The sequence below is a fragment of the Pseudomonas sp. NPDC087346 genome (assembly GCF_044744235.1).
In the GTDB taxonomy this organism is placed as follows: domain Bacteria; phylum Pseudomonadota; class Gammaproteobacteria; order Pseudomonadales; family Pseudomonadaceae; genus Aquipseudomonas.
This window is the reverse complement of the sequence record NZ_JBIUXX010000001.1, coordinates 272,353-294,209: the sequence shown is the minus strand read 5'-3', so window position 1 is coordinate 294,209 and position 21,857 is coordinate 272,353. Positions and strand designations below refer to the sequence as shown.

Sequence of the window (21,857 nt, the reverse complement as noted above, 5' to 3'; positions counted from 1 at the left end):
TTAACCGCGTGGGGTCGTAGCAGCCAGCTTCACAACCGATCCCGACGCGCCTTTGGCAGGTGCGACTTTGGGCAGGTTGCTGGCTTCCAGCGCTTGTCGTTGTTGAGCCAGAGCGGCAATGGTTTGCTCGCTGGCCATCGGGATCACTTCAGGTGTTACCGGCGAACCCGGACGTACCCGTTGCAGACCCTTGACGATGATCGTGTCGTCCTTGTTCAGGCCGGTGCGCACGATGCGCAGACCTTCGATCTTCGGACCCAGCTCGACAGAGCGGTACGCAGTCTTGTTGTCGGCATCCATCACCAGCACGAACTTCTTGCCGAGGTCAGTGCCGACCGCTTCGTCATTGATCAACATGGCGTTGTAAGTGCCGCTGCCGACCAGTTTCAGTCGTGCATACAGACCCGGGGTGTAGGTGCCATCGCTGTTGTCGAACACCGCGCGACCACGGATGGTGCCGGTTTTCGGGTTGACCTGGTTGTCGACGAAGTTCATCTGGCCGAGGTGCGGGTTGCCGTCTTCGTTGGACAGGCCCATGTACACCGGAGTGGTCGCACCGCGCTGACCCTGACGGGCGAGTTGGGTGTATTTGAGGAATACACGCTCGTCGGCGTCGAAGTAGGCGTAGACCTTGTCGGTGGAAACCACGCTGGTCAGGGGGGTGGTGTCGGCGGTCACCAGGTTACCGGCGGTGATCTCGGCACGGCTGACGCGGCCACTGATCGGCGAGGTAACGCGGGTGAAGCTCAGGTTGAGCTTGGCCAGATCCAGTTGCGCTTGCAGTGCGCCAACAGCGGCGCGGGCTTCTTGTGCGGCGCTGGTGCGCGAGTCGGCCAGTTCAGCGGAGATGGCGTTGCTGGCACGCAGGCGTTCACCGCGTCCGGCTTCATTTTCACTGCGGGTTGCGTTGGCTCGGGATTGAGCGACCAGGGCTTCGAGGCGGCGCACCTCGGCCTGGAATGGGCGTGGATCGATCTGGAACAGCAGGTCGCCTTTCTTGACCAGAGCACCTTCGGTGAAGGCGACATCGTCGATCTGGCCGGAGACCCGTGGACGGATTTCAACGGTTTCCGGCGCTTCGAGGCGCCCGGTGAATTCGTCCCACTCGTTGACCGGTTGTTCCAGCACCTTGGCCACGCTGACTTTGGCAGCGGGCATGGTGGCGGCAGTCTCCGGAGTCTTGCCGCAAGCGCTCATCACCAGTACGGCCAACAAGGCCAACGGGAAGCGCAAATGTTTGAGTGACTGTTCCATGGATGCATCCGCCAATGTATTGAAGATGGGCGGATGATGCTCGGCGAGGTGTGATGGCACGAATCGAATGAGGCAAAGGTAACTATCATTCGGAATGATATAAGCCCCGAGCAAGCCCTCTAGCATGCACCTTTCGTTAGGGTGCTATCAATCTCATTGATGACAAATCTGTGTTGCGGTGCGTGCAAAGGTCAGACTCTGGAGCACTTTGCCGCTGCTCTATTTCTTCGGCATGGTGGAGCGCTTTACCGGGCCCTTGCTGCTCAGGATACGCCGCGCGGCATGGACCGCGCGCTCGGAAAGCGCCTCCATGCGTGGCGACTGCAGTTCCCAGGCATGCCAATAAAGCTCGATATCGGTGAAGTGTCCTGGGGCCACATCCACCAGATCCCGACTGTTCAGCAAATCGCTGACCTGCATATACGGCACCATGCCGTAACCGAGGCCACGACGGATGGCTTTCAGGCGCGCCTCTGGAAGTGCCAAGTAGTGAGTGGGATAGGCGTCTGCGTGCAGGCCAAAGCGTGATTGCATGAAATCAGACTGCAATGTGTCCTTGCGAGAATAGGCAAATACCGGTGCCTTGCGCGCAGCGGAGCGATTCAGTCCTTTGGCAAACCAGCGTTGCTGAAAGTCTGGCGATGCCACCAGTTGATAACGCATCGAGCCCAGCAACTCTGCAAAGCATCCACGCATTGGCTGTGAACGCGTGCCGATACAGCCGATCACCTGGCCACTTTCCAGCAGTGCGTAGGTGTGATCCTGATCGTCGACCACTACGTCGAGCAGAATCTTCTCACTGACGAATATCTCGGCCAGTGCCGGAAAGAACCACGTCGCCAGCGTGTCGCCATTGACCGCAATGACCACGCGCAGGTGATCCTGTTCATCGCCGGTCAGATCGTTGAGCAGTTCTTCTTCGAGTACCGTCGCACGGCGCAGATAGAGCATCAATTTTCTTCCCGCTTGCGTCGGTTCGCATGGCCTGCCGCGCACGACCACTGAACTGCCCAGACGAACTTCCAGCGCGTGTATCCGTTGCGAAACCGCTGACGGCGTGACGTTGAGACGTTCTGCGGCTTTCTCGAAACTGCCGCTGTCGACCACGGCCAGGAAGGCTTGCATCTGCTTTGCATCGAGTTGCATGGTCGTCACGCTCGTTAAGTATTTCTAATCGTTACTGAAAGATACTTCGTTTTTCTTCATCTCCAAAGTGAACTGCTCAATCATTGTCTGACGGCGACATTGAGCGGCTTCAACCCGTGCAATGCGCCGCTCCGGCGTCATCGAAATTCTGGATGACTGCGTTATTGAACCCGCAGGGTGAGCGTTATGAAGAATCAAATATCCAGCGTCCGATACTTGCCATGAAACTCAACATGATTATTGCCGTGAGCGCTGTCGCATTGGTCTGCAACTATGCCTGGCAATCCCACGACTTGAAGCTGGGACCCTACGAATATCAGGCGTCGGCAGACTCATTGCTGTCGAGACACACGCATGAGGGGGCACGGCAGTTGGCCCTGAACAATGCGAACAAGAAGTGCGCATCGCTTGGTAAACAAGTCGATGTATTTGATGTGCAATCACGCTTGCCGCTGGATTCGGCGAAAGAAGTGGTCAACGTGACGTTCGGTTGCAAGTGATCTGCAACATGACGTCCCTTAATTTATCGGCGGTGCAAACCATGAAGTTATTAATTATTGCGGTACTCGCGACGCTGTTGAGCGCCTGTGTAACCTCTGTTCATGACTGGTCAAAGTCAGGCGCAAGTGCCTCTGAGACCCAGCACGATCAAGCGCAATGCCAATATCAGGCCAAAGCGGCCACCGCCAGTTACCACTCGACACCGGCGGCAGACGACAAGACCCACGGCATGGGAAGCGCAGTGGGGGATGGCATCGTCATTGCGGAAAAACAGATCGATCTGACGAACGATTGCATGCGCCTGAAAGGCTACGCTGGTCAATGAGTATCGCGGATTGAATCACTCGGCACTTAATGCGCGCCTGACGCCGTGATCCTGCTGGACAGGTCACCATTTCTTTATAGTAAAGTCGCCATCGAGCCAACGGTCGTCTGAAGACTTTTGGCAATGGATGTACAAAAAACCGACGACTGAGTAATACGACTTTTAAATGAGCAATCCTACGGCTACAACCAATGGCAGTTGGTACCCGGTCATTGCGCTGGCCCTGGCTGCGTTTGTGTTCAACACCACCGAGTTTGTGCCTGTCGGTCTGCTGAGTTCGATCGGCAGCAGCTTCGACATGTCGACGGCGCAGGTCGGTTTGATGTTGACCATCTATGCGTGGGTGGTGTCCCTGACGTCGCTGCCGGTCATGCTGATGACGCGTAACGTCGAGCGGCGCAAGTTGTTGATCGTGCTGTTCGGCATGTTCATCGTCAGCCACATCCTGTCGAGTCTGGCGAACAGTTTCGGTCTGCTGCTGGTGAGCCGGATCGGTGTGGCGTTGGCGCATGCGTTGTTCTGGTCGATCACCGCCTCGCTGGCCGTGCGCCTGGCGCCACCGGGCAAGCAAGTTCAGGCCTTGGGTTTGCTGGCAACCGGTACGTCGCTGGCGATGGTGCTGGGCATTCCCCTTGGCCGGCTATTGGGCGAGGCCATGGGCTGGCGCACCACGTTCATTGTCATCGCGGTGATGGCCACGGCGCTGGTGTTCTGTCTGGCAAAAGTTCTGCCGTTGTTACCCAGCCAGAACTCGGGCTCGCTCAGAAGTCTGCCGGTGTTATTGAAGCGACCTGCGCTGGTCGCGCTGTATATCCTCACCGCCGTCGTCGTGACGGCGCATTTCACCGCCTACAGCTACATCGAGCCCTTCGTCCAGGAAGTCGCGGGCATGAGCGGTGATGTGGTGACCCTGATCCTGTTGTTATTCGGCGGAGCGGGTATTTTTGGTTCGCTGCTGTTCAGCTGGCTGCACCGCTATAGCCCGCAACGCTTTCTGATCGTGTGCGTGTCGTTGCTCGCCCTGTGCCTGGCGCTGATGTTGCCGTTGAGCGGCAAGGTCTCGTACCTCGGCGCGTTGAGTCTGTTCTGGGGGATGGCAATCATGGGATTCGGCCTGGCGTTGCAGTCCCGGGTCCTGGTGCTGGCTCCGGACGCGACCGATGTGGCGATGGCGCTGTTTTCCGGGATCTATAACATCGGTATTGGCGGCGGGGCGCTGCTGGGGAGTTGGGTGGGCGGCCAGTTCGGCTTTGCGTTTACTGGCGTGGTTGGCGGGGTGTTGGCGGCGATGGCGTTGGGATGTTATTGCCTTTCGATTTATCGACAGAGCCAGACCAGCCCGAACACTTGAGTTCCTTAGTGCAGTCAAGCCTGGGGTGTGAAGTCTGTACTTGGGGTATGAGGAAGCGGTAGAGGTCGTTTATCGACGCGCGCCTTGTGCACAAGAAAATGCGCTTACAGTGTCGTGATTTGATCCTGTGTACTATCTTCAACGAGCAGCCCGATCAAGGGGCGGCAATGGAATGCCCTCTAAAAGGTCCGGTCATGCTCGCAATACGCCGTGAACAGTTGCAGATACTCAGGCGTTTACAATTTCTCGCATTCGCGAAGACGACCATTGCCTCTTTACAGGTAGAGTCACCTGACATTCTCCTTGGATTGTCTGACTCGGAGATATCTGAGCGAATTGTTTTGTCCCTGGAGTGTTTAGATACCCTGGATATCAAGGCCGAGAGAGATGTCCGTTCATTCATCCGGCTTTGTTTTCTAGTAGGGCCACACTTCTCGCTTTATCCCTCTATCCAAGAACATTTATTGGGCTGGGATGGAAGCATGGACAAAGTGTTTGCGCTGACACGGCCAGATGTGTGGGAACAATCGATGGTGAATGACATCGTTTCACGGTATTGCGCCAGTAATAAACGCCCGATCAAGACTGCATCGGCTAGCAAGGCCGACATTTATGTGACGCAACTGCGTGGTGCTCACGCCATTGATTACCATCGGCTCATTGTTCATCCAGATGTTCGGCGCCTTCTCGGTAGGGAGGCAGGGCTGAGTCTCAATGCTCTCCGTGAGCAAATTGAAGCAGACGCTGTATCTTCAAGCAATTTTCGATTTGCCATCATGTCCACACAACACGAGTTTTTTGGCGAAATAGCTTTTAGTGGCTTGGGTGAACAGACACAGATGTCGTATTGGATTCGAAGAGACAAATGGGGTAGAGGTGCTGCCAAAGCTGCTCTTGCTATTGCCTTGGCAGACTCTGCTACATGGCGAAAAAATAAGATCACCGCAAAGGTGCATTTCCTAAACTGTTTATCCATGCGTACGCTGATAAGTGCCGGATTTCGAAAGGCAAGCTGTCATGCTGGAGACATGCATTATTTTGAACTAATGGGTGCACTAAACTAAGGAGCAAGTGATGGCGCTGATGGGGACGAAAGAGATAGTCGATGCCGCCATGCGCGAAGCGGACAAACACAACCAGGACTCTTGCATCGTAGAGCTTGGTACTATTACGACATGCCCTAAGAAGACTAAATGTTGTCTGATTTTTAAAGCGGCTGATCTGAGCCTGCTCATGAGCAAGGCAGTTGATGCTTCAATGGTGAAGTATCAGACCTACTCAGCGGGAGGGCTTTATCAATCGAGTTTGAAAAGAAACTATCCACGCTCCGGCCAGCCAGTTATTTTTCCAGGGGCTGAAAAAGAGAGCAGTGAACTCAGTGCCGGTGGTCGGGAGAAGTTTACCGGTGATGTGTATCAAAAACTGGGAACTTTTACTTCGGTCTTTCATGAGAATATTCGGTTGGCTGATTTTCTCATATTGCATAAGCGTAAATTTGTAAAGGAGGCTGTTTTTGAAGGGGGCCATTTAAAGACCAAAACCATGACGCAGGAAGAGTATCGTGATTTCTGCGGAGGCGTGATTATACTTCCGTATCCTCTCATCTGCGTCTACTCTCATAAATCACCGCCAAACGGGCTGTTCAGGCTATTGCAGGCCATATTTATGGTGCGCCTGAACAAACGATTGGTGCAGCACCCTGAACGGTTTGAAGTGGTTGCCAGAGAAGGGTTTGGCTCGGCCTTTCCGACGATGTCGGATCTAGGGAACGGGATGCGGTTGGACCCTGGACTACTCCCGCTCGATCGAGTAGCAGACGTTAAATACGCATTGAAGGAACTCGATTCCTTGTATCCAAAGATTTGTAAATATGCGACCGATGATCTGCTGAGTAAAGTGGGCGACAAGGACGGCTTGGAAATAATTGACGCGCTGGTTTTTGAGTTGATGGAATGTCCTGACGAAAAATTTGACACCGTAGTAACAAGTGATCTTTCGCAACTTTTTGCCAAGTTGCCTGGTCGACGCAAAGCGGCGCCGGCGGCACCTGGAATGTATAACGTCGTCACGGCACCCATCAGCAGTCAACAGAAGGGTAAGAAAGAGAAAACAGGAGACAAACCTGCTGGCGTGGATAAAGCCACGCATATTTGCGTGGAACTCCCGTTTATCATTGCGAAAGAAAAGAAATTCACTGAGGCTGAAGCAACTCTCGAAAGTGAGTATGGCGGATTGGGCTCCGATTCCGAGGATGAACTGCCAAGCCGCACAGAAAAAGATTCGGCGTTCATCATAAAAAAAGTTTCTTTTATCTCAGGAATGGCAGCTATCAACTTTACACACGCTGCAATTCCGACATACTTGAAGGGCGCCTTGATTGAATGTGGTGGCGGCGTCCAACAGAAAGAGCTTGGCGTGGCAACTTATACGTACCGTTACTTTGAAATTGCGCACACTTCAGCCGTAGGGTTTTCCCATATTAACCCTGCGCCTAATCCAGGAAACGCTATTGGAACATCAAATGATAAATTTCCGGGTATAGGCAAGGCTGCTGTCACCACGATGGATGTGACAAACTGCACAACTTTAGACAAGGCAGGTTATATCGACAAGTTTATCCAGGGATTTTCCAGTGAAACACCTTGGCGGCTACTGATACTGCAAGAAAGTGCCAGTAAGCAGGCCGTCGGAGGTGATCTTGTATACGGTGTGGCGAGAGTTGTCGGGATGAGGTCCAGCGTGGATAGTTACATTAAAGTACTGAGTGACGCTGACCAAAGGGCCGCACTAGGTAAGGATCATGTGATACGCCGTCGTATGCAAGAGAACTACCTGGTCTCGCGGAATAGGGATATTTCCTACCTGTATCAATTTCTACTGAAAGATGAGCTACCAAAGTGAGGCCTGCTGGCCTGTACCATTCTGAATGGCGCTCAAACGTTCATTCAATGGGACAAGGGGTTGCCTGCGATGATCAAACGGATAGCTCCGCGCATCAAGCCGCAGCTACCCGGAACCGAACCACAGAATCTCGAGCCTTGTTTCAAAGGCTATCCGGATCACCAAAAAACATCTGAATCCGCGACCTCAACCAACGCTCCCCCGGATCATTATCCTGCGACCCACGCCAAGCCATGTGCAACTCAAACGTACGCGTCGGCAATGGCGGATCTTCCGCCCGAACCCCACCCGCAGCCGTCAGCGCATCAGCCGTGTAATCCGGCACGGTCGCAACAATATCGGTCCCCGCCAGCAACGTACTCAACCCGTTGAATTGCGGCACCGCCAGTACCACGTGCCGCTTGCGCCCGAGTTTCTCTAGTTCTTCATCAATAAAGCCACTGAGGTCGCCAGCAAACGACACCAGCGCATGCGGGCGGGCGCAGTAGTCGTCCAGGCTCAACGGGCCGGGCACGGTGTCGGCGCGCAGCAGTTTTGGCTGGCTGCGGCGCAGTACTTTGCGTTTGGCGTTGGCCGGCAGGTCGGTGGTGTAGCTGACGCCAATCGAGATTTCGCCGGAGGCCAGCAGGCTCGGCATCAGGATGTAATTGACGCGACGCACCACCAATACAATCCCGGGGGATTCGGCACGCAGGCGTTTGAGCAGCATGGGCAGCAGGGCGAATTCGACGTCATCCGACAAACCGATGCGGAACACCGAGGTGCTGGTGGCCGGGTCGAACTCCGACGCACGGCTCACAGCAGTGGAGATGGAGTCGAGAGCCGGGGAGAGCAGGGCGAAGATTTCCACCGCACGGGCGGACGGTTCCATGCTGCGCCCGGTACGCACAAACAGGGGGTCATCGAACAGGCTGCGCAGGCGCGAAAGCGCCGCACTGATCGCAGGCTGACCGAGGAACAGCTTCTCCGCTGCCCGGGTCACACTGCGTTCGTGCATCAATGTTTCGAATACGATCAACAGGTTCAGGTCGACACGACGCAGGTCATTACGATTCATCTGGAGTCCTGGCAGAGTCATCAAGCTTGACGAGGGCGGCCATATGAGAACAATGGCCGGCATGAATCTTACGGGGAAAGGCTGGTACTCTGCACCGGAAAATTCAGCTTTACTGAAACGATGGCAGCAGTTTTTCATGGATTTTGCCAATGCCGCCCATACTGCGGAATCAATGACAGGCATGTCGACTATTAATAGCCACTGATAGTCTTGGGTTAAAAGCCCAGATAGAGTTCAGGGCATTAGAGGTTACTTTGACGAGGTTTGCGATGTCCCGCACGATCCGTTTTCACAAGTTTGGTCCAGCCGAGGTGCTCAAATGCGAAGAGCATGCGGCTGCTCAGCCAGGTCCTGGCGAAGTGCAGGTGCGTGTCGAAGCGATCGGCATCAGCTGGTACGACATTCTCTGGCGGCAGAATCTGGCCTCGTCCCAGGCACGCCTGCCTTCCGGTCTTGGCCATGAAATGGCTGGCGTGGTGACGGCGGTCGGTGATGGCGTCGATGACCTGTCGGTCGGCGACAAGGTTGCCAGTTTCCCGGCCGAAAGCCCGAACGACTACCCGGTGTACGGTGAGCAGATCGTGCTGCCACGCACCGCGCTGACCCGTTACCCCGATGTGCTCAGCCCAATCGAAGCCAGCGTGCATTACACGCCGCTGTTGATCGCTTATTTTGCCTACGCCGATCTGGCACGGGTCAAACCCGGTCAGTTTGCGCTGGTGACTGACGCCAGTCATTGCGCCGGGCCGTCCTTTGTTCAATTGGGCAAAGCCTTGGGCATCCGGGTGATTGCGGCGACCAAAACCGAAGAAGAGCGTGAGTATCTGCTGTCTCTCGGCGCCGAAAAGGTCATCGTTACCGAAGAAGAAGACCTGTTGATGCGGATCAACAAGATCACTGACAACCGTGGTGTCGATGTGGTTTTCGATGGTCTCGGTGGCCCGCAGATGTCGCTGCTTGGCGATGTGCTTGCGCCACGCGGCAGCCTCGTGTTGTACGGCCTGCAAGGGGGTAATCAGACGCCGTTCCCGGCCTGCGCCGCTTTCCAGAAGAACATCCAGTTCTTTGTACACTGCATCGGCAACTTCACCGGCAAGCCGGAGTTGGGCATCACCCAGGATCATGTCGCGGTTCAACGTGCCCTGCGTGACATCAACCAGTTGACCGCCGACCGTGTGCTGTTGCCACTCAAGACTCGGGTGTTCCCGTTCAACGAGTTTGTCGAAGCACATCGCTACATGGACGAATGCCCATGCCGCGAACGGGTCGCCCTTCAGGTCGAACCTGCGTAATTTCCCCCTCTCAGAGTCCGTGGCCCCACGGACTCTTGTGTTGCATCCCCCCCTGAAAACCAGAATACGCCCGCGCTCAATGCTGCGACGCTTCAACATCTGAACCGGTTTTTGCTCCTGATCTGTATCTTCTATTCGCCATATAAGCCCTGATAATTGAATGATTACTTTCATCTCAAGGAATGAGCCATGGCTGTGCATTCTATTTATCTCGGCACGTTTAAAGTTGTTAACAGCTGGCGACATGTCAATTTCTGTTTAATAGCTGTAGGGCGTTGCCTACTCCCATTCTGTTTTTCTTGTACTCAATATCCGAAGGACGATGTAAGACGTTTCCTAGGCTGTTTTTATATTCAAAAAAACACTTTAAATACAGTGTCTTATGGAGATTTTTCGAATAGGCGCAGTATGTGGGGTGCTCAAGTGTTTCAAATAACTACAAAAACGTAAGTGTTAGTATTCAAGCGTCTATTACTTATTGATGATTTATTGCGTGCCAGACTCTTTCGGTGCGCGGTATGGAATTTTTTACGCCGGGTAAAGTACTGATGAGCACGATCCACGATCAGGCAATGAACCATGTCTATCAGCAAGTATTGCAACGCCTGCTGAGTTTCTTTTCTCGAGCCGAACGCACGGCCTTGCAGTTGTTGATTCAACGGCTGGTGGTTGCAGCAGGTGGCTTCGAGCGCATCGGTGAGTACAAGGTGCTGGTGACGCCGACGGGAGAGCGCGATAGCTCCTATGCACTGGCATTGATGCGTGCCGCGCAGCTGAGTCTTGCCGGTCGCGCTCCGGCCACTTTTCAATTGCGCGTCGCCACGTTGCGCTGGAACGGAACGGGAGAAGTAGCACTGGACAACATGCATCGCAGTTTCAGCGCGCTGTTCCTGTATGACGATCCACGCGTCGAGTTGCTGATGGTGGATCATCGTGAAGTGCGGCCCTTCAATCATCTGGCTGCGCTCAGTGATGATGGCGCGGATGCCAATCGCAGAAACCTGCTGATGATGGGCCATCGTCGTAACCGGGATGAGGCACTTGAACTGTGGGACGACACCTGTCTGGCGACGGCCGAGTTCTATGGGCAGGTCGCGCGCTGGAACAACGGGGTCGATGCACTGGTTTCCAGCGAGCCGCCGCGACGTCAAATGCAATTCATGGACACCCTCGGCCGTGCCGTGCGCAAAGCCGGAATCGGGGTGTTGCCGTCAGGCATGTCGGGATGTGAAGGGCTGTTTGCTGTACTCGACGGGTTGGGAGGGGACCTTTACCGGGGTTTTTACACGGAGGCCGAACGCATTGGCTGGTGCCCCGAGGGCGAGTTCGAATCCTGTCGCCGAGCTACGTATCTCGACATCCACGACATGGTGGTTGGCAAGCTTGAAGATCGTTGGCCGCTACTCAGTGAGTTTCTTGGGTTTCAGGCAGTGCAATGGGCGCTGCATCAGAGCGAAGGTGAGCACGCTGATCCTTTGGTTGAGGCTCATTTTCGAGGCCTGGAAGCCGAGTACATCGAAGGCCGATCGTATAACGAGGGTTTTACGGAGCATGTCCATAAAGGCCTGGAGATCATGCGCCGCACGCAGGTGCCGGAGCCAGTCTGCGAACAGTTGATCTCAAGACTCGGTCATCTGTCAGACCTTGACGACCTCCGTCAGCAGGCAACGACTTCGCTGCACAAGACTTTCGGTCTGAGCGAGGCGCAACTGGTGTGTTTGTTGTTCGCGCCTTTTATCGAGCACGGCGCCGGTCTGGAGCGCTTCCTGCGTACCTGTCATCCCGGCATGCTGGTGGCAATGCCGGATCTGCATCGCGCCATGCAAGGGCTGCACGCCCCGGAGCAGGTGATGCAATGGATGACCGATGTCAGCGGATTACCCGTCAGACTGGTTGGCCATCTCTATGCAATGAGCCCGCTGCAAGTCGGCGAAGCGTCGTTACCAACATCTGAAATCGCGCTCGATCACGTCGGACACGACGCGGCCCCGGGTGACCGGTCAGCGGAAGGTTGACGTGAGAGGTCTGACTTTCCCTGCGGCGGTGTCTCTGAGCTCCGCCGCATGAAGGCAGCACGGGAAACCGGCTTCGCATATCAGGCTGTTTACCGCTACCTGATGCAACTGATGGTTGATTCCAGCGATAGCGGCCACACCCGACTGCCTTCGCTGCGCCAGTTGGCAAACCGGCTGAACGTGTCGATTTCGACCATTCAGTACGCTTATGCACTGCTGGAGAAGGAAGGGCGCATCTATTCCGTGGCCAAGTCCGGGTATTACGCTCGGCCAGCGTCAGGCCTGGTGCTTACCGGCAACGGTAGCGACTTGCTCGAAACGGTCTACGTCAACGCAAGGCATCCGGGGATGCAAGTGCTCAGTGCCGAAGATCCGGTTTCAGTGCAATCGCTGGATCGTCCGTTGCTTTTGCTTGAGCGTGAGTTACTGCGCCAATACCCCCGGCAACCGCAATTGCTCGATCAACCGTGCGGCGAGGCGGAATTGCGTACGGCGCTGGCGGCGCGTTACACCACGTCCCCAACGCATTACTGGCATGCAGAGGATGTTTATGTCGGCGCCGATTTGCGTGGGGTGCTGGAAATACTGATCGCTGTGCTCGAACTCAAGCATGCGACCATTCTGGTCGAGTCGCCGTGTGACTGGGTGATATTGCGCTTGTTGCAGGCTGCCGAAGTGCGCGTTATCGAGCTGCCATTACAAGCTTGCGGTGGGCTGGAGCCGCAACGGCTGGCAGCGCTCCTCAGCACCGAAAATGTGCGCCTTATGCTGCTGTCCTCCGGGTTGAGCATGCCGCGCGGCACTCAGGCACCTGCAGATAACCGGCATGCCATCGCACGATTGCTCGACGAGCATGGCACCTGGGTGCTGGAAAACGACTGCTACAGCGAGCTTGCCGATGTAGCCGATGGCACGCGTTTGCGTGACTTGCTGAATCCCGGGCGCCTGCTGATCTTCTCAAGCTTCGAGAAATTCATTGGCATTGAAGCTCCTTACGGCTATGTACTGTCGCGTCAATGGAAGGGCGAGTTGCAAAGGTATTTTCTGCTGCGATCGTTTCGCCTTTCTCCGATTCGGCAGAAAGCCATAGCGCGCCTGTATGGCAACGGTCGAATAGACCAGCATCTGCAAGTGCTTCGACGCCTGCTCAAAGAGCGGCGCACGCCGATGATCCATTTGCTGCGTGAGCGCTTGGGCGATGCGCTACATGTGGTCGAGCCACAGGGCGGGGCGACCGTCTGGGTACAGGCGTTGCGCCCGGTTGACATGCGCGATGTGTTTCAACGCATGCTCAAACATCAGGTGGTGATCGCCCCGGGTGAGCTGTTCAGCCTGCAAGGTTTGCACAATCGTCACTTGCGTCTGAATCTGCTGGGGCACGGTGAACACGATCTGGCGGGGGCCATCGGTCTGCTTGGCGACGCCTTGCGTCTCGCGCCAGTGGATTGACAATTGATAACATCCGGCCACTGTTGGATAGATCCCGTCGCGCTGCGGTCGAACTGTCAGTAAACTGCGCTGTATTTCCTGAACCACTCTATTTCAGAGGTTTTGCATGACACTCAGTCCTTTTGCGGGCAAACCGGCACCGGCAGAACTGTTGGTCGATATCCCGCGACTGGTGACGGCCTATTACACCGGCCAGCCTGACGCTTCGATCTCTACCCAGCGTGTGGCGTTCGGCACATCCGGGCACCGGGGCAGCTCTTTCGACCTGAGTTTCAATGAATGGCACGTTCTGGCGATCAGCCAGGCGATCTGCCTTTATCGCGAAGCCCAAGGCATTACCGGTCCTTTGTTCGTCGGCATCGACACGCATGCTTTGTCGACCCCGGCCGGCGCCAGCGCTCTGGAAGTGCTGGCAGCCAATGGCGTGACCGTGATGATCGCCGCAGGCGACGAATACACGCCGACCCCGGCGATTTCCCATGCGATTCTCTGCTACAACCGTGGTCGCACTTCGGGTCTGGCTGACGGCATCGTCATTACGCCGTCGCACAACCCGCCACAAAGCGGCGGTTACAAGTACAACCCTACCAATGGCGGTCCGGCCGATACCCACATCACCAAGTGGATCGAAGCCAAGGCCAACGAGCTGCTGCTCAACAAGCTGGCCGGTGTTAAACGCATCAGCTACGAGCAGGCACTCAAGGCCAGCACCACTCACCGCCACGACTATCTAAATACCTATGTCGCCGACCTGATCAACGTGATTGATTTCGACGCCATTCGTGATGCCAAGCTGCATCTGGGTGTCGATCCACTGGGCGGCGCGGGCGTGCGTTACTGGTCGGCCATCGCCGAGCATTACCGTCTGGACCTGGAAGTGGTCAATAAACAGGTCGATTCCACATTCCGTTTCATGACCGTTGATTGGGATGGTCAGATCCGCATGGACCCATCGTCCAGCCACGCCATGCAAGGTTTGATCGGTCTCAAGGAACGCTTCGATGTGGCGTTTGCCTGCGATCCGGATCACGACCGCCACGGTATCGTTACGCCGTCTGGCGGTCTGTTGGCTCCGAACAGCTATCTGGCAGTGTCTATCGATTACCTGTTCCAGAACCGCCCGCAATGGCGCGCCGATGCTGGTGTCGGTAAGACCGTGGTCAGCAGCGGTCTGATCGATCGCGTTGCCAAGCGTCTGGATCGTCGCCTGTACGAAGTGCCGGTTGGCTTCAAGTGGTTTGCAGATGGCCTGTTCGACGGCTCGCTCGGTTTTGGCGGGGAGGAGAGCGCAGGTGCGTCGTTCCTGCGCAAGGATGGCGGCGTCTGGAGCACTGACAAGGACGGTCTGATTCCGGCCCTGTTGGCCGCAGAAATGACCGCTCGTACCGGGCGCGACCCAAGCCAGGCTTATCGCGCGCTGACCGATGAACTGGGTGAGCCGTTTTCGGTTCGTGTCGATGCCAAGGCCAACCCTGAGCAAAAGTCACTGCTGAGCAAGCTGTCGCCGGATCAGGTCAAGTCGACCGAGCTGGCAGGCGAGAAAATCCAGAGCATTCTCAGCCATGCACCGGGTAACGATCAGGCAATTGGCGGCTTGAAAGTGATGACCGAAAACGGCTGGTTCGCTGCACGCCCGTCTGGCACCGAAGACATCTACAAAATCTACGCCGAGAGCTTCATTGGTAATGATCACCTAAAGCAACTTGTGGCTGAAGCACAAACGCTGGTGGATGGCGCGATTTCCACCAAGTGATTGCGGGGCTGTAGCTAAAAAAGGGGCGACCATAACGGTCGCCCCTTTTTTTGTCCGCGATTCAGCCGATCAAGCCAGATCCACCAGCACAATCTCGCTGTCTTCAATCGCCGTCACGGTCAGCACTTGCTCTTGAGCAACAGCCACACCGTCTCGAGCTTGCGCACGCAAGCCATTGACTTCAATCACGCCAGTGGCCGGCACCAGATACGCCCGGCGTCCTTCATCAAGACGATATTCCGCCGTTTCCCCGGCTTTCAGATTGGCTGCAACCAAGCGGGCATCGGCGCGGATGTGCAGGCTCTGGTCATCGCCTTCCTTACCGCTGGCGAGGGTCACGAACCCTTCGCGCAGGCCTTTTGGAAACGGCTTGGCGCCCCACGATGGCGGTGCGCCGGTTTCTGTCGGCAGAATCCAGATCTGAAAGATCCGGGTTTCAGTCGCTTCCAGGTTGTATTCGCTGTGGGCGATGCCGGTGCCTGCGCTCATTACCTGAACGTCGCCTGCTTCGGTGCGGCCCTTGTTGCCGAGGTTGTCCTGGTGAGTAATCGCACCTTCACGCACGTAAGTGATGATTTCCATGTCGCGGTGCGGGTGCTGCGGAAACCCCGTCCCTGCGGCAATCACGTCGTCGTTCCATACCCGCAGATTGCCCCAGTTCATGCGCTGCGGATCGTAGTACTCGGCGAACGAAAAGTGGTGATGGGCATCCAACCAGCCGTGATGGGCGCCGCCAAGCGAATTGAAAGGTCTGAGTTCAAGCATGATCGTCTCCTCAAAAGGTTCGTCATGGGGCGCGATGCCTGAGCCACGAAGCGAGACCGTTGGTTTATGGGCCGCATCATCCATCAGCTAATAATCGATAAAAAGCGTAAAAATTGCCGTATTCCCATCGAATCGATTGATATGAGTAAGGCCCGGAACACTATCAACCCACTTTCAATTCATCACCTAAACCAATGACCTGAAAGCATTTCGCTAGAACTGAAAGGCAAATAAAGACACCATAGCCCCATCAGCCTCACCCCCTGGAGTCCGTCAGCGTGGCGCAACACACCCCCGATCTTCCTCCCGATCTTCGTCCTCTGGCCGAGATGCCATGGTTCAAACGTCTGGCCGCTCGTTTCTTCGGGCATGGCTTGACCCGCCTGCGCGCCCAGCACCGTGCTTCGTGGTTGCATGGTCAGGCCGATGGTTTCCGCAGTGGCCATACGGCAGGCGTCGAGTACGGCTATAACGAAGGCAAACTCGAAGGGTTGGAAGAGGGTAGGCAGGTATTGCTGATTCGTGACAGTCGCAACACCGAACATCGCCCGCCGAGTGTCGACAATCACCTGTTCGATGACTGGCGTCTGCCGCTCAGCGCCGAACTGAAGAAACGCATAAAAGCCGACGTCGCACGCCTGCTGCCGGATCATGCCCAGCCTAGCGCCGCGCAATGGAAAATGATCTTCAGCGATACCCCGTCAACGTCGGTGGTTGCCGGCGCCGGAGCGGGTAAATCCACCACGCTGGTGCTGCGTATCCTGCTGCTGACGCATTATCTTGGCTTTGAACTTGATTCGATGACCGTGGTGACCTTTACCCGTGAGTCGCGCAAGGATTTCATCAACAAACTGATCGAACTGTTTGCCCTGTGGGGTAAAGCGTTGAGCCAGAAGCAGGCCCGTGAGCTGGTTCGCACTTTCCACTCGCGCATTCTGCCGATGGTCCGCAGTCTGCCGGGCTTCGAGCGCTTGCAGGCGTTCGAAAACCTCAGCCATCGCGCACAAGGCGCGGATGATGAAGTCGACAGCAATCCGTTCGATCTGCGCATAAACGACGCCCAGCGCCAGCAACTCAACGCCTGCTATCACGGTTTGTTCAGCGAAGATGAGCGTTTTCGCCAATTGATCCAGCCGTTGTCCCGTCATGCCTTGCAGCTCAAAGAGCTGGAACGTGATCACCCGGACGTGCAAAAACGCATGGCCGTGACTGAATTGGCAGCCAAACGCGACGAAGAGTTGTGCGATGTCATTGAAGATCTGTGGCTCCGCGCCGGTGCCTGGCCGATCAAGGGCATCGAACCCAACCGCCAGACCTTCGAGATCAACGGCTCGACTTTTCATTGCCACGGCTACATCCCGAGTCTCGATGCATGGGTGGTCCTGGGTTTCGATCCGAGGGAAAACCCGCAAGTCTGCCGACCAAACGCCAAACTGACAGTGCGTGCGGAATGGGCAGTAAAGCGCACCCTGTTTCAAGCTTTCTGTCGTAAGCCACTGATATGGATAGATAGTTACGAATCATCGAAGCGCGTTTTGGCGACTCTGGCCGGCGATGCCAGCGCTGGCCCGGGCTTCGATTACAAGGTCAAAGGCGAGCTGTCATCCGCGCCACTGCTTGATTGTTTTGTCGCTGCCGCCGGATTTATAGAGAACCTGGGGCTGGATGTGCCGGACGCTGTCGGTCGCATGAGCTTTGCCAAGGACGACCCTGACCGGTTTTTCTTCGAAGCGCTAAGCCTGTTCTGGCGAGCGCTTGAGGATCATCTGCTCGATCAAAAACCCCCAATCATGACCTACAACCGGATGTTCGCGCTGTTCAGCGAACATTCGCCAGAGAACCTGAAGCTACTCAGTGATGAGCTGCTAAGGCCAATGTCACACCTGATGATCGACGAATTTCAGGACGTATCGCCGCAAATCGTCTCCTGGATTCGCGCCAGTCTCGCGGAAATCCGCAGTCGTGGCCCGGCCATGCACGTCGGACGCGGGGCGCAACGCTCATCGTTGCTTTGCGTCGGCGATGACTGGCAGTCGATCTATGGCTGGCGCGGCAGTTCGCCGAGCTACTTCATGGAATTCAACAAGGAATTCCCGTCGCCAAGTACGACTCGGGTGATGCTCAGCGACAATTACCGTAGCCATCAGCACATCATCGATGCGGCCGAGCACATTGTCCGCGCTGCGCCGGCAATTCCCGGCAAGAAGGCCAAGGCCAGCGGCGAGCCCAAGGCCCTGCAACCAGTCAACGTGCTGGAGCGTGATGACCAAGCACTGGGGCAGCGCTTGGCTGAGCACTACCGGCGCGGCGATTCAATCTTGATGCTTTATCGAAAAAGCAGCGATAAGCTATTGATTGAACAGCATATTCAGTCTGTAGTTAATGTTGATTCGAGCTTGCCGTACGAAGCCAGAAGGATGAAGCAACTGACCTATCACAGTGCCAAGGGCTTGCAGGCCGACGCGGTGTTTCTGCTCGGCGACTGTCAGCACCTGACCAGTTCGCCGTACAAGAATCAGGTCTATCGCATGGCCGGTTTGGGCAAGTCCGGTGACAGCGAGCCGTATGACAGCGCGCAAAAGGACGAAATCCTGCGCCTGGCGTACGTCGGGATCACGCGGGCGGTCAGCCATTGCTATTGGTACGTCGAGCCGCAAGACAATCAAGCAGTGAACATGCCAAGGGCTTCCGAGCGCGTTGCCAAGGGCAAACCATTTTTCGTCGATCATCGCCCGGACAAGCAAAGCGCCTAAAAACGACGCCCACAAAAAAGCCCGCAATAAGCGGGCTTTTTTTACATAAATCAAAAAGTTATGCGTAACTTCTAAGAGATTCTGGAGGTATGAAAGCCTCCAGTTCATCTTCCACGGCTTCGATAATTCGCTCGACATCCGCCGCATTCATCACGGTGGCGCAAGGAATGCCGGCGATGGCGATCATGGTCTCGCCGCTGGCGCGATCGAACAGACGGGCAATCATGCTGCCCGGCGCATCCATCGTTGCCTCGAAACCCATGGGATGAAAATGCCAGCGCATCAGCTGGCAAGCATTGGGGAACGTGACTTTGCTTGACCCTTTATTCATTGTGTTGCCCGCCTTCATCATCGAGCGCTTCCTTTTGCTCATGTTAGGTGGGAAGAGCCTTCAATGGCTCAACCGGTGACTGACATTAAAAGTAGCATCCGGATGTGAATTTTCCGTGAGATTTTTCAGTTCATTTGGCGATTGCTGCGGATTTTTTGATGTAAGTCACGTTCGGTGCCTCATCGCTAAAAGGCCACTATCGATTAACCATTGCTGCCTGTGGCGAACTTCGGCAAGCTCGATTCTTTTTCGCCGAGCCACCTATGCACGCTGATGACGACGGCCCGGAACAGACCCGGGCCACGGCTGAAACGGTCATGCGCTACCACCTGAGTTGGAAACACCGGGATCTGGACAGGGTCATGGCGCTGTATCACCCGGACATCCAGTACAACGATTTCTTCCAGAACCGCGTACTCGGCCTCAACGAGTTACGCGAGTACGTGCGTGTCAGCATGCCGCGTGAATCCGACGAAGCGCTAGAGCATTGCGACCGCATCCGCATCGATGGCAACACTGCTTTCATTCAATACGAAGTGACCTTGCGCGGCGGCGATGGTCTGGTGTCGTTCCGTTCCAGCGAAGCGATCACGGTCAAGGACGGGCAGATCTGGCGCGTCAATGAGTATGCCTCGCTGGTTCGCGCGCAAACCAGCGGTGCGGCAGCCCCCAGTCAGCGTCCAGCGGTCAGTCGGCTGGGATTGTCGCCGCGTCAGTTGAGCTTCATGGCGGAGGACTTGCAGCAGTATTTCCAGCGACAGCAACCGTATCTCGATCCCGAACTCGACCTGCAACGGGTGGCGAAGGAGTGCGGGTACAGCCGCAATCAGATTTCCTACCTGTTGAATCAGGTGCTGGGGCAGAGCTTCTATCGCTACGTCAATCAGGCGCGCCTGCAACATTTGCTCAGAACCCTCGACAATGCCGTGCCGCCACTGCGCATCGATGAACTGGCGTTTGCTGCCGGATTCAACTCGCTATCGGCGTTTTACAGCTGTTTCCGCCAGCACACCGGCCAGTCGCCGAAGGCTTACGCGAAACAAATTTCTTTGCGGGCACGCGCGCAAGACTTCTCCTGACTCCACGCACTAGGATCGACGCCATCGAAGGTTTTCAGTGGCGGAGTCTTGCATGCCGGCGTGGCGCAATATCAGTTTGTGGATGGATCAACTCGACGAGCCGCTGACCGCGCGCCCGGCACTGGAGCAGGATCTGGACGTCGATGTGGCAATCATCGGTGCCGGTTACACCGGGCTCTGGACCGCGTATTACCTGAAGAAACTCGCCCCCGGTCTGGACATCGCCATCGTCGAAGCGCAAACCGCCGGTTTCGGCGCGTCCGGGCGTAATGGCGGCTGGCTGATGGGCAATCTGCTCGGCGAAGATCGGCTGTTGGCCGGGCTGTCGCCGCAGCAGCGCCGGGCCTCGTTCGATCTGCTGCACAGCATTCCCGATGAAGTTGAAGTCGTGCTTGAGCGCGAAGGCATTGACTGCGATTACCGCAAGGGTGGCGTGTTGTATTGCGCCGCACGTTATCCGGAGCAGGAAGCCAGTCTGCGCGAGTATCTCGATCAACTACATGCCCAAGGCCTGACCGACAACGATTACCGCTGGCTCAGTCCCGAGCAACTGGCGCAGCAGATTCGCGTGGCCAAGCCTTATGGCGGTATCTATGCGCCGCACGTGGCGACGATTCATCCGGCGAAACTGGTCCGGGGTCTGGCGCGCACCGTGCAGAGCATGGGCGTGAAAATCTACGAAAACAGCCCCGTCACGCACTGGCAGTCGGGCAGTTTGCGCACCGCCAAGGCCAGCGTGCGCAGTCGCTGGATCGTTCCGGCCGTCGAAGGTTATTCGGTAACGCTGCCGCCGCTGGGGCGTTATCAATTGCCGGTGCAGAGCCTGATCGTCGCCACCGAGCCTTTGTCGGCAGCAACCTGGGACGAAATCGGCCTCAATCGTGGCCAGGCTTTCAGTGAGTTCAGCCGCCAGGTCACCTACGGCCAGCGCAGCGCCGACAACCGCTTGGTGTTCGGTGCCCGTGGCGGTTATCAGTTCGCCGGTCAACTGCGCCACAACTTCGACCTGACCAAGGATGAAGTGCAACTGCGCCGCTATTTGTTCGGCGAACTGTTTCCGCAACTGAAAAACGTGCAGATCACCCACGCCTGGGGCGGCAATCTTGGCATGTCGCGACACTTCAAGCCGCACATGCTCTGTGATCGCGCCAACGGCATCGCATTGTCCGGCGGATATGGTGGGGAGGGTGTCGGCGCGAGCAATCTCGGCGGCCGCACCCTGGCTGATCTCATTCTGGAGCGCGACAGCGAACTGGTGCATCAGCCATGGGTGCTGCCCGATGGCGGGATTCACGCGCTGCGCGCCTGGGAGCCGGAGCCGTGCCGCTGGCTGGGTTACAACGCGATCATCAAAAGCTTCGTCCACGAAGACCAGACCCTGGCCAATCCGGCCACTGCACCTTGGCGGCGCAAGCTCGCCAGCAAAGTGGCCGGATTCATGGAAGGTTTCATGCACTAAACGTCGTTTATTTCCAAAACAGGTAACGCCATGAGCATCACGCAGTTCAAAAACACCGCCAGCCTGCAACTCGAAGAATCCAACCCGGTGGCGGTGCCCCTCGGCACGCCGGTGGCCATTGCTTCGACCACCAGTGTCGAGCGCGACGACGGCGTTGAAACCGGTGTCTGGGAATGCACCCCGGGTCGCTGGCGCCGGCAGATCGTCGCTCAGGAATTCTGCCACTTCATTTCCGGTCGCTGCACATTCACCCCGGATGACGGCGGCGAAACCCTGCACATACAAGGGGGCGACGCACTGATGTTGTCCGCCAACTCGCTCGGTATCTGGGACATCCAGGAAACCGTGCGCAAGACCTACGTGCTGATTTTCTGATTGTTTGATCCTTTTTGATTGCCTGCCAACAACAATAGCCATTACAGGAAT

Annotated in this window: 18 protein-coding genes; 13 read left to right on the top strand and 5 right to left on the bottom strand. The window is 56.4% G+C overall.

Features of this window, described 5'->3' with window-relative positions:
- Window positions 1-1,254: a multidrug efflux RND transporter periplasmic adaptor subunit MexE gene (mexE, locus tag ACIOZM_RS01200; protein ID WP_401208501.1), complete on the bottom strand. Its 1,254-nt coding sequence runs from the start codon at window positions 1,252-1,254 to the stop codon at window positions 1-3.
- Window positions 1,255-1,473: 219 nt separating this feature from the next.
- Entirely contained in the window at window positions 1,474-2,400 is a 927-nt protein-coding gene (locus ACIOZM_RS01195) for an HTH-type transcriptional regulator ArgP (protein ID WP_401208498.1), read from the bottom strand.
- 152 nt (window positions 2,401-2,552) lie between these two features.
- Here ACIOZM_RS01195 and ACIOZM_RS01190 point away from each other — a divergent pair, with 152 nt between their 5' ends.
- The 5 genes from ACIOZM_RS01190 (at window position 2,553) to ACIOZM_RS01170 (ending at window position 7,478) form a co-directional block, all read left to right on the top strand.
- Complete coding sequence (locus ACIOZM_RS01190; RefSeq protein ID WP_401208495.1) at window positions 2,553-2,900, top strand: hypothetical protein; 348 nt, start codon at window positions 2,553-2,555, stop codon at window positions 2,898-2,900.
- Between the two features lie 41 nt (window positions 2,901-2,941).
- Window positions 2,942-3,226, top strand: a complete 285-nt coding sequence (locus tag ACIOZM_RS01185; protein WP_401208494.1) for a hypothetical protein — start codon at window positions 2,942-2,944, stop codon at window positions 3,224-3,226.
- Between the two features lie 166 nt (window positions 3,227-3,392).
- Window positions 3,393-4,577 carry a sugar transporter gene (locus ACIOZM_RS01180; protein WP_401208491.1) on the top strand — a complete coding sequence of 395 codons (1,185 nt, stop codon included), beginning with the start codon at window positions 3,393-3,395 and terminating at the stop codon, window positions 4,575-4,577.
- A 194-nt stretch (window positions 4,578-4,771) separates the two neighbouring features.
- A complete protein-coding gene (locus tag ACIOZM_RS01175) occupies window positions 4,772-5,641 on the top strand; it encodes a GNAT family N-acetyltransferase (RefSeq protein ID WP_401208488.1) in 870 nt (289 codons plus the stop codon).
- Window positions 5,642-5,651: 10 nt separating this feature from the next.
- Complete coding sequence (locus tag ACIOZM_RS01170; RefSeq protein ID WP_401208485.1) at window positions 5,652-7,478, top strand: hypothetical protein; 1,827 nt, start codon at window positions 5,652-5,654, stop codon at window positions 7,476-7,478.
- Between the two features lie 142 nt (window positions 7,479-7,620).
- Here the strand turns inward: ACIOZM_RS01170 and ACIOZM_RS01165 are convergent, their stop codons facing one another.
- Entirely contained in the window at window positions 7,621-8,535 is a 915-nt protein-coding gene (locus ACIOZM_RS01165) for a LysR family transcriptional regulator (protein WP_401208482.1), read from the bottom strand.
- A 269-nt stretch (window positions 8,536-8,804) separates the two neighbouring features.
- On the opposite strand from ACIOZM_RS01165, the gene ACIOZM_RS01160 reads away from it, so the two are divergent.
- The 4 genes from ACIOZM_RS01160 to pgm all read left to right on the top strand — a co-directional run bounded on the left by ACIOZM_RS01160 (window position 8,805) and on the right by pgm (window position 15,044).
- A complete protein-coding gene (locus ACIOZM_RS01160) occupies window positions 8,805-9,827 on the top strand; it encodes a zinc-dependent alcohol dehydrogenase family protein (RefSeq protein WP_401208480.1) in 1,023 nt (340 codons plus the stop codon).
- Window positions 9,828-10,375: 548 nt separating this feature from the next.
- A complete protein-coding gene (locus ACIOZM_RS01155; protein ID WP_401208627.1) occupies window positions 10,376-11,842 on the top strand; it encodes a hypothetical protein in 1,467 nt (488 codons plus the stop codon).
- 48 nt (window positions 11,843-11,890) lie between these two features.
- Entirely contained in the window at window positions 11,891-13,291 is a 1,401-nt protein-coding gene (locus ACIOZM_RS01150) for a PLP-dependent aminotransferase family protein (RefSeq protein WP_401208478.1), read from the top strand.
- Between the two features lie 106 nt (window positions 13,292-13,397).
- Window positions 13,398-15,044: a phosphoglucomutase (alpha-D-glucose-1,6-bisphosphate-dependent) gene (gene pgm / locus ACIOZM_RS01145; RefSeq protein WP_401208475.1), complete on the top strand. Its 1,647-nt coding sequence runs from the start codon at window positions 13,398-13,400 to the stop codon at window positions 15,042-15,044.
- A gap of 69 nt (window positions 15,045-15,113) precedes the next feature.
- Here the strand turns inward: pgm and ACIOZM_RS01140 are convergent, their stop codons facing one another.
- Window positions 15,114-15,809: a pirin family protein gene (locus ACIOZM_RS01140; protein WP_401208472.1), complete on the bottom strand. Its 696-nt coding sequence runs from the start codon at window positions 15,807-15,809 to the stop codon at window positions 15,114-15,116.
- 278 nt (window positions 15,810-16,087) lie between these two features.
- On the opposite strand from ACIOZM_RS01140, the gene ACIOZM_RS01135 reads away from it, so the two are divergent.
- Complete coding sequence (locus ACIOZM_RS01135; RefSeq protein WP_401208470.1) at window positions 16,088-18,562, top strand: UvrD-helicase domain-containing protein; 2,475 nt, start codon at window positions 16,088-16,090, stop codon at window positions 18,560-18,562.
- A gap of 58 nt (window positions 18,563-18,620) precedes the next feature.
- Here ACIOZM_RS01135 and ACIOZM_RS01130 read toward each other — a convergent pair whose 3' ends face one another.
- Window positions 18,621-18,893, bottom strand: a complete 273-nt coding sequence (locus ACIOZM_RS01130; RefSeq protein ID WP_034154176.1) for a DUF1652 domain-containing protein — start codon at window positions 18,891-18,893, stop codon at window positions 18,621-18,623.
- Window positions 18,894-19,156: 263 nt separating this feature from the next.
- On the opposite strand from ACIOZM_RS01130, the gene ACIOZM_RS01125 reads away from it, so the two are divergent.
- The 3 genes from ACIOZM_RS01125 to ACIOZM_RS01115 are packed head-to-tail and all read left to right on the top strand — an operon-like array spanning window position 19,157 to window position 21,806.
- Window positions 19,157-19,972, top strand: a complete 816-nt coding sequence (locus tag ACIOZM_RS01125) for a helix-turn-helix domain-containing protein (RefSeq protein WP_401208468.1) — start codon at window positions 19,157-19,159, stop codon at window positions 19,970-19,972.
- A gap of 52 nt (window positions 19,973-20,024) precedes the next feature.
- On the top strand, window positions 20,025-21,431 hold the full coding sequence (locus ACIOZM_RS01120; RefSeq protein ID WP_401208465.1) for an NAD(P)/FAD-dependent oxidoreductase: 1,407 nt from the start codon (window positions 20,025-20,027) through the stop codon (window positions 21,429-21,431).
- Window positions 21,432-21,461: 30 nt separating this feature from the next.
- Window positions 21,462-21,806: a cupin domain-containing protein gene (locus ACIOZM_RS01115; RefSeq protein ID WP_401208462.1), complete on the top strand. Its 345-nt coding sequence runs from the start codon at window positions 21,462-21,464 to the stop codon at window positions 21,804-21,806.
- Window positions 21,807-21,857 lie beyond the last annotated feature (51 nt).

Bases quoted from the DNA above. Each gene is read 5' to 3' on its own strand.
- pgm (WP_401208475.1), top strand. From the start codon at position 13,398: ATGACACTCAGTCCTTTTGCGGGCAAACCGGCACCGGCAGAACTGTTG.
- ACIOZM_RS01150 (WP_401208478.1), top strand. From the start codon at position 11,891: ATGAAGGCAGCACGGGAAACCGGCTTCGCATATCAGGCTGTTTACCGC.
- ACIOZM_RS01190 (WP_401208495.1), top strand. From the start codon at position 2,553: ATGACTGCGTTATTGAACCCGCAGGGTGAGCGTTATGAAGAATCAAAT.
- mexE (WP_401208501.1), bottom strand. From the start codon at position 1,254: ATGGAACAGTCACTCAAACATTTGCGCTTCCCGTTGGCCTTGTTGGCC.
- ACIOZM_RS01120 (WP_401208465.1), top strand. From the start codon at position 20,025: ATGCCGGCGTGGCGCAATATCAGTTTGTGGATGGATCAACTCGACGAG.
- ACIOZM_RS01140 (WP_401208472.1), bottom strand. From the start codon at position 15,809: ATGCTTGAACTCAGACCTTTCAATTCGCTTGGCGGCGCCCATCACGGC.
- ACIOZM_RS01160 (WP_401208480.1), top strand. From the start codon at position 8,805: ATGTCCCGCACGATCCGTTTTCACAAGTTTGGTCCAGCCGAGGTGCTC.
- ACIOZM_RS01165 (WP_401208482.1), bottom strand. From the start codon at position 8,535: ATGAATCGTAATGACCTGCGTCGTGTCGACCTGAACCTGTTGATCGTA.
- ACIOZM_RS01115 (WP_401208462.1), top strand. From the start codon at position 21,462: ATGAGCATCACGCAGTTCAAAAACACCGCCAGCCTGCAACTCGAAGAA.
- ACIOZM_RS01195 (WP_401208498.1), bottom strand. From the start codon at position 2,400: ATGCAACTCGATGCAAAGCAGATGCAAGCCTTCCTGGCCGTGGTCGAC.
- ACIOZM_RS01170 (WP_401208485.1), top strand. From the start codon at position 5,652: ATGGCGCTGATGGGGACGAAAGAGATAGTCGATGCCGCCATGCGCGAA.
- ACIOZM_RS01175 (WP_401208488.1), top strand. From the start codon at position 4,772: ATGCTCGCAATACGCCGTGAACAGTTGCAGATACTCAGGCGTTTACAA.
- ACIOZM_RS01130 (WP_034154176.1), bottom strand. From the start codon at position 18,893: ATGAATAAAGGGTCAAGCAAAGTCACGTTCCCCAATGCTTGCCAGCTG.
- ACIOZM_RS01180 (WP_401208491.1), top strand. From the start codon at position 3,393: ATGAGCAATCCTACGGCTACAACCAATGGCAGTTGGTACCCGGTCATT.
- ACIOZM_RS01185 (WP_401208494.1), top strand. From the start codon at position 2,942: ATGAAGTTATTAATTATTGCGGTACTCGCGACGCTGTTGAGCGCCTGT.
- ACIOZM_RS01125 (WP_401208468.1), top strand. From the start codon at position 19,157: ATGCACGCTGATGACGACGGCCCGGAACAGACCCGGGCCACGGCTGAA.
- ACIOZM_RS01155 (WP_401208627.1), top strand. From the start codon at position 10,376: ATGAGCACGATCCACGATCAGGCAATGAACCATGTCTATCAGCAAGTA.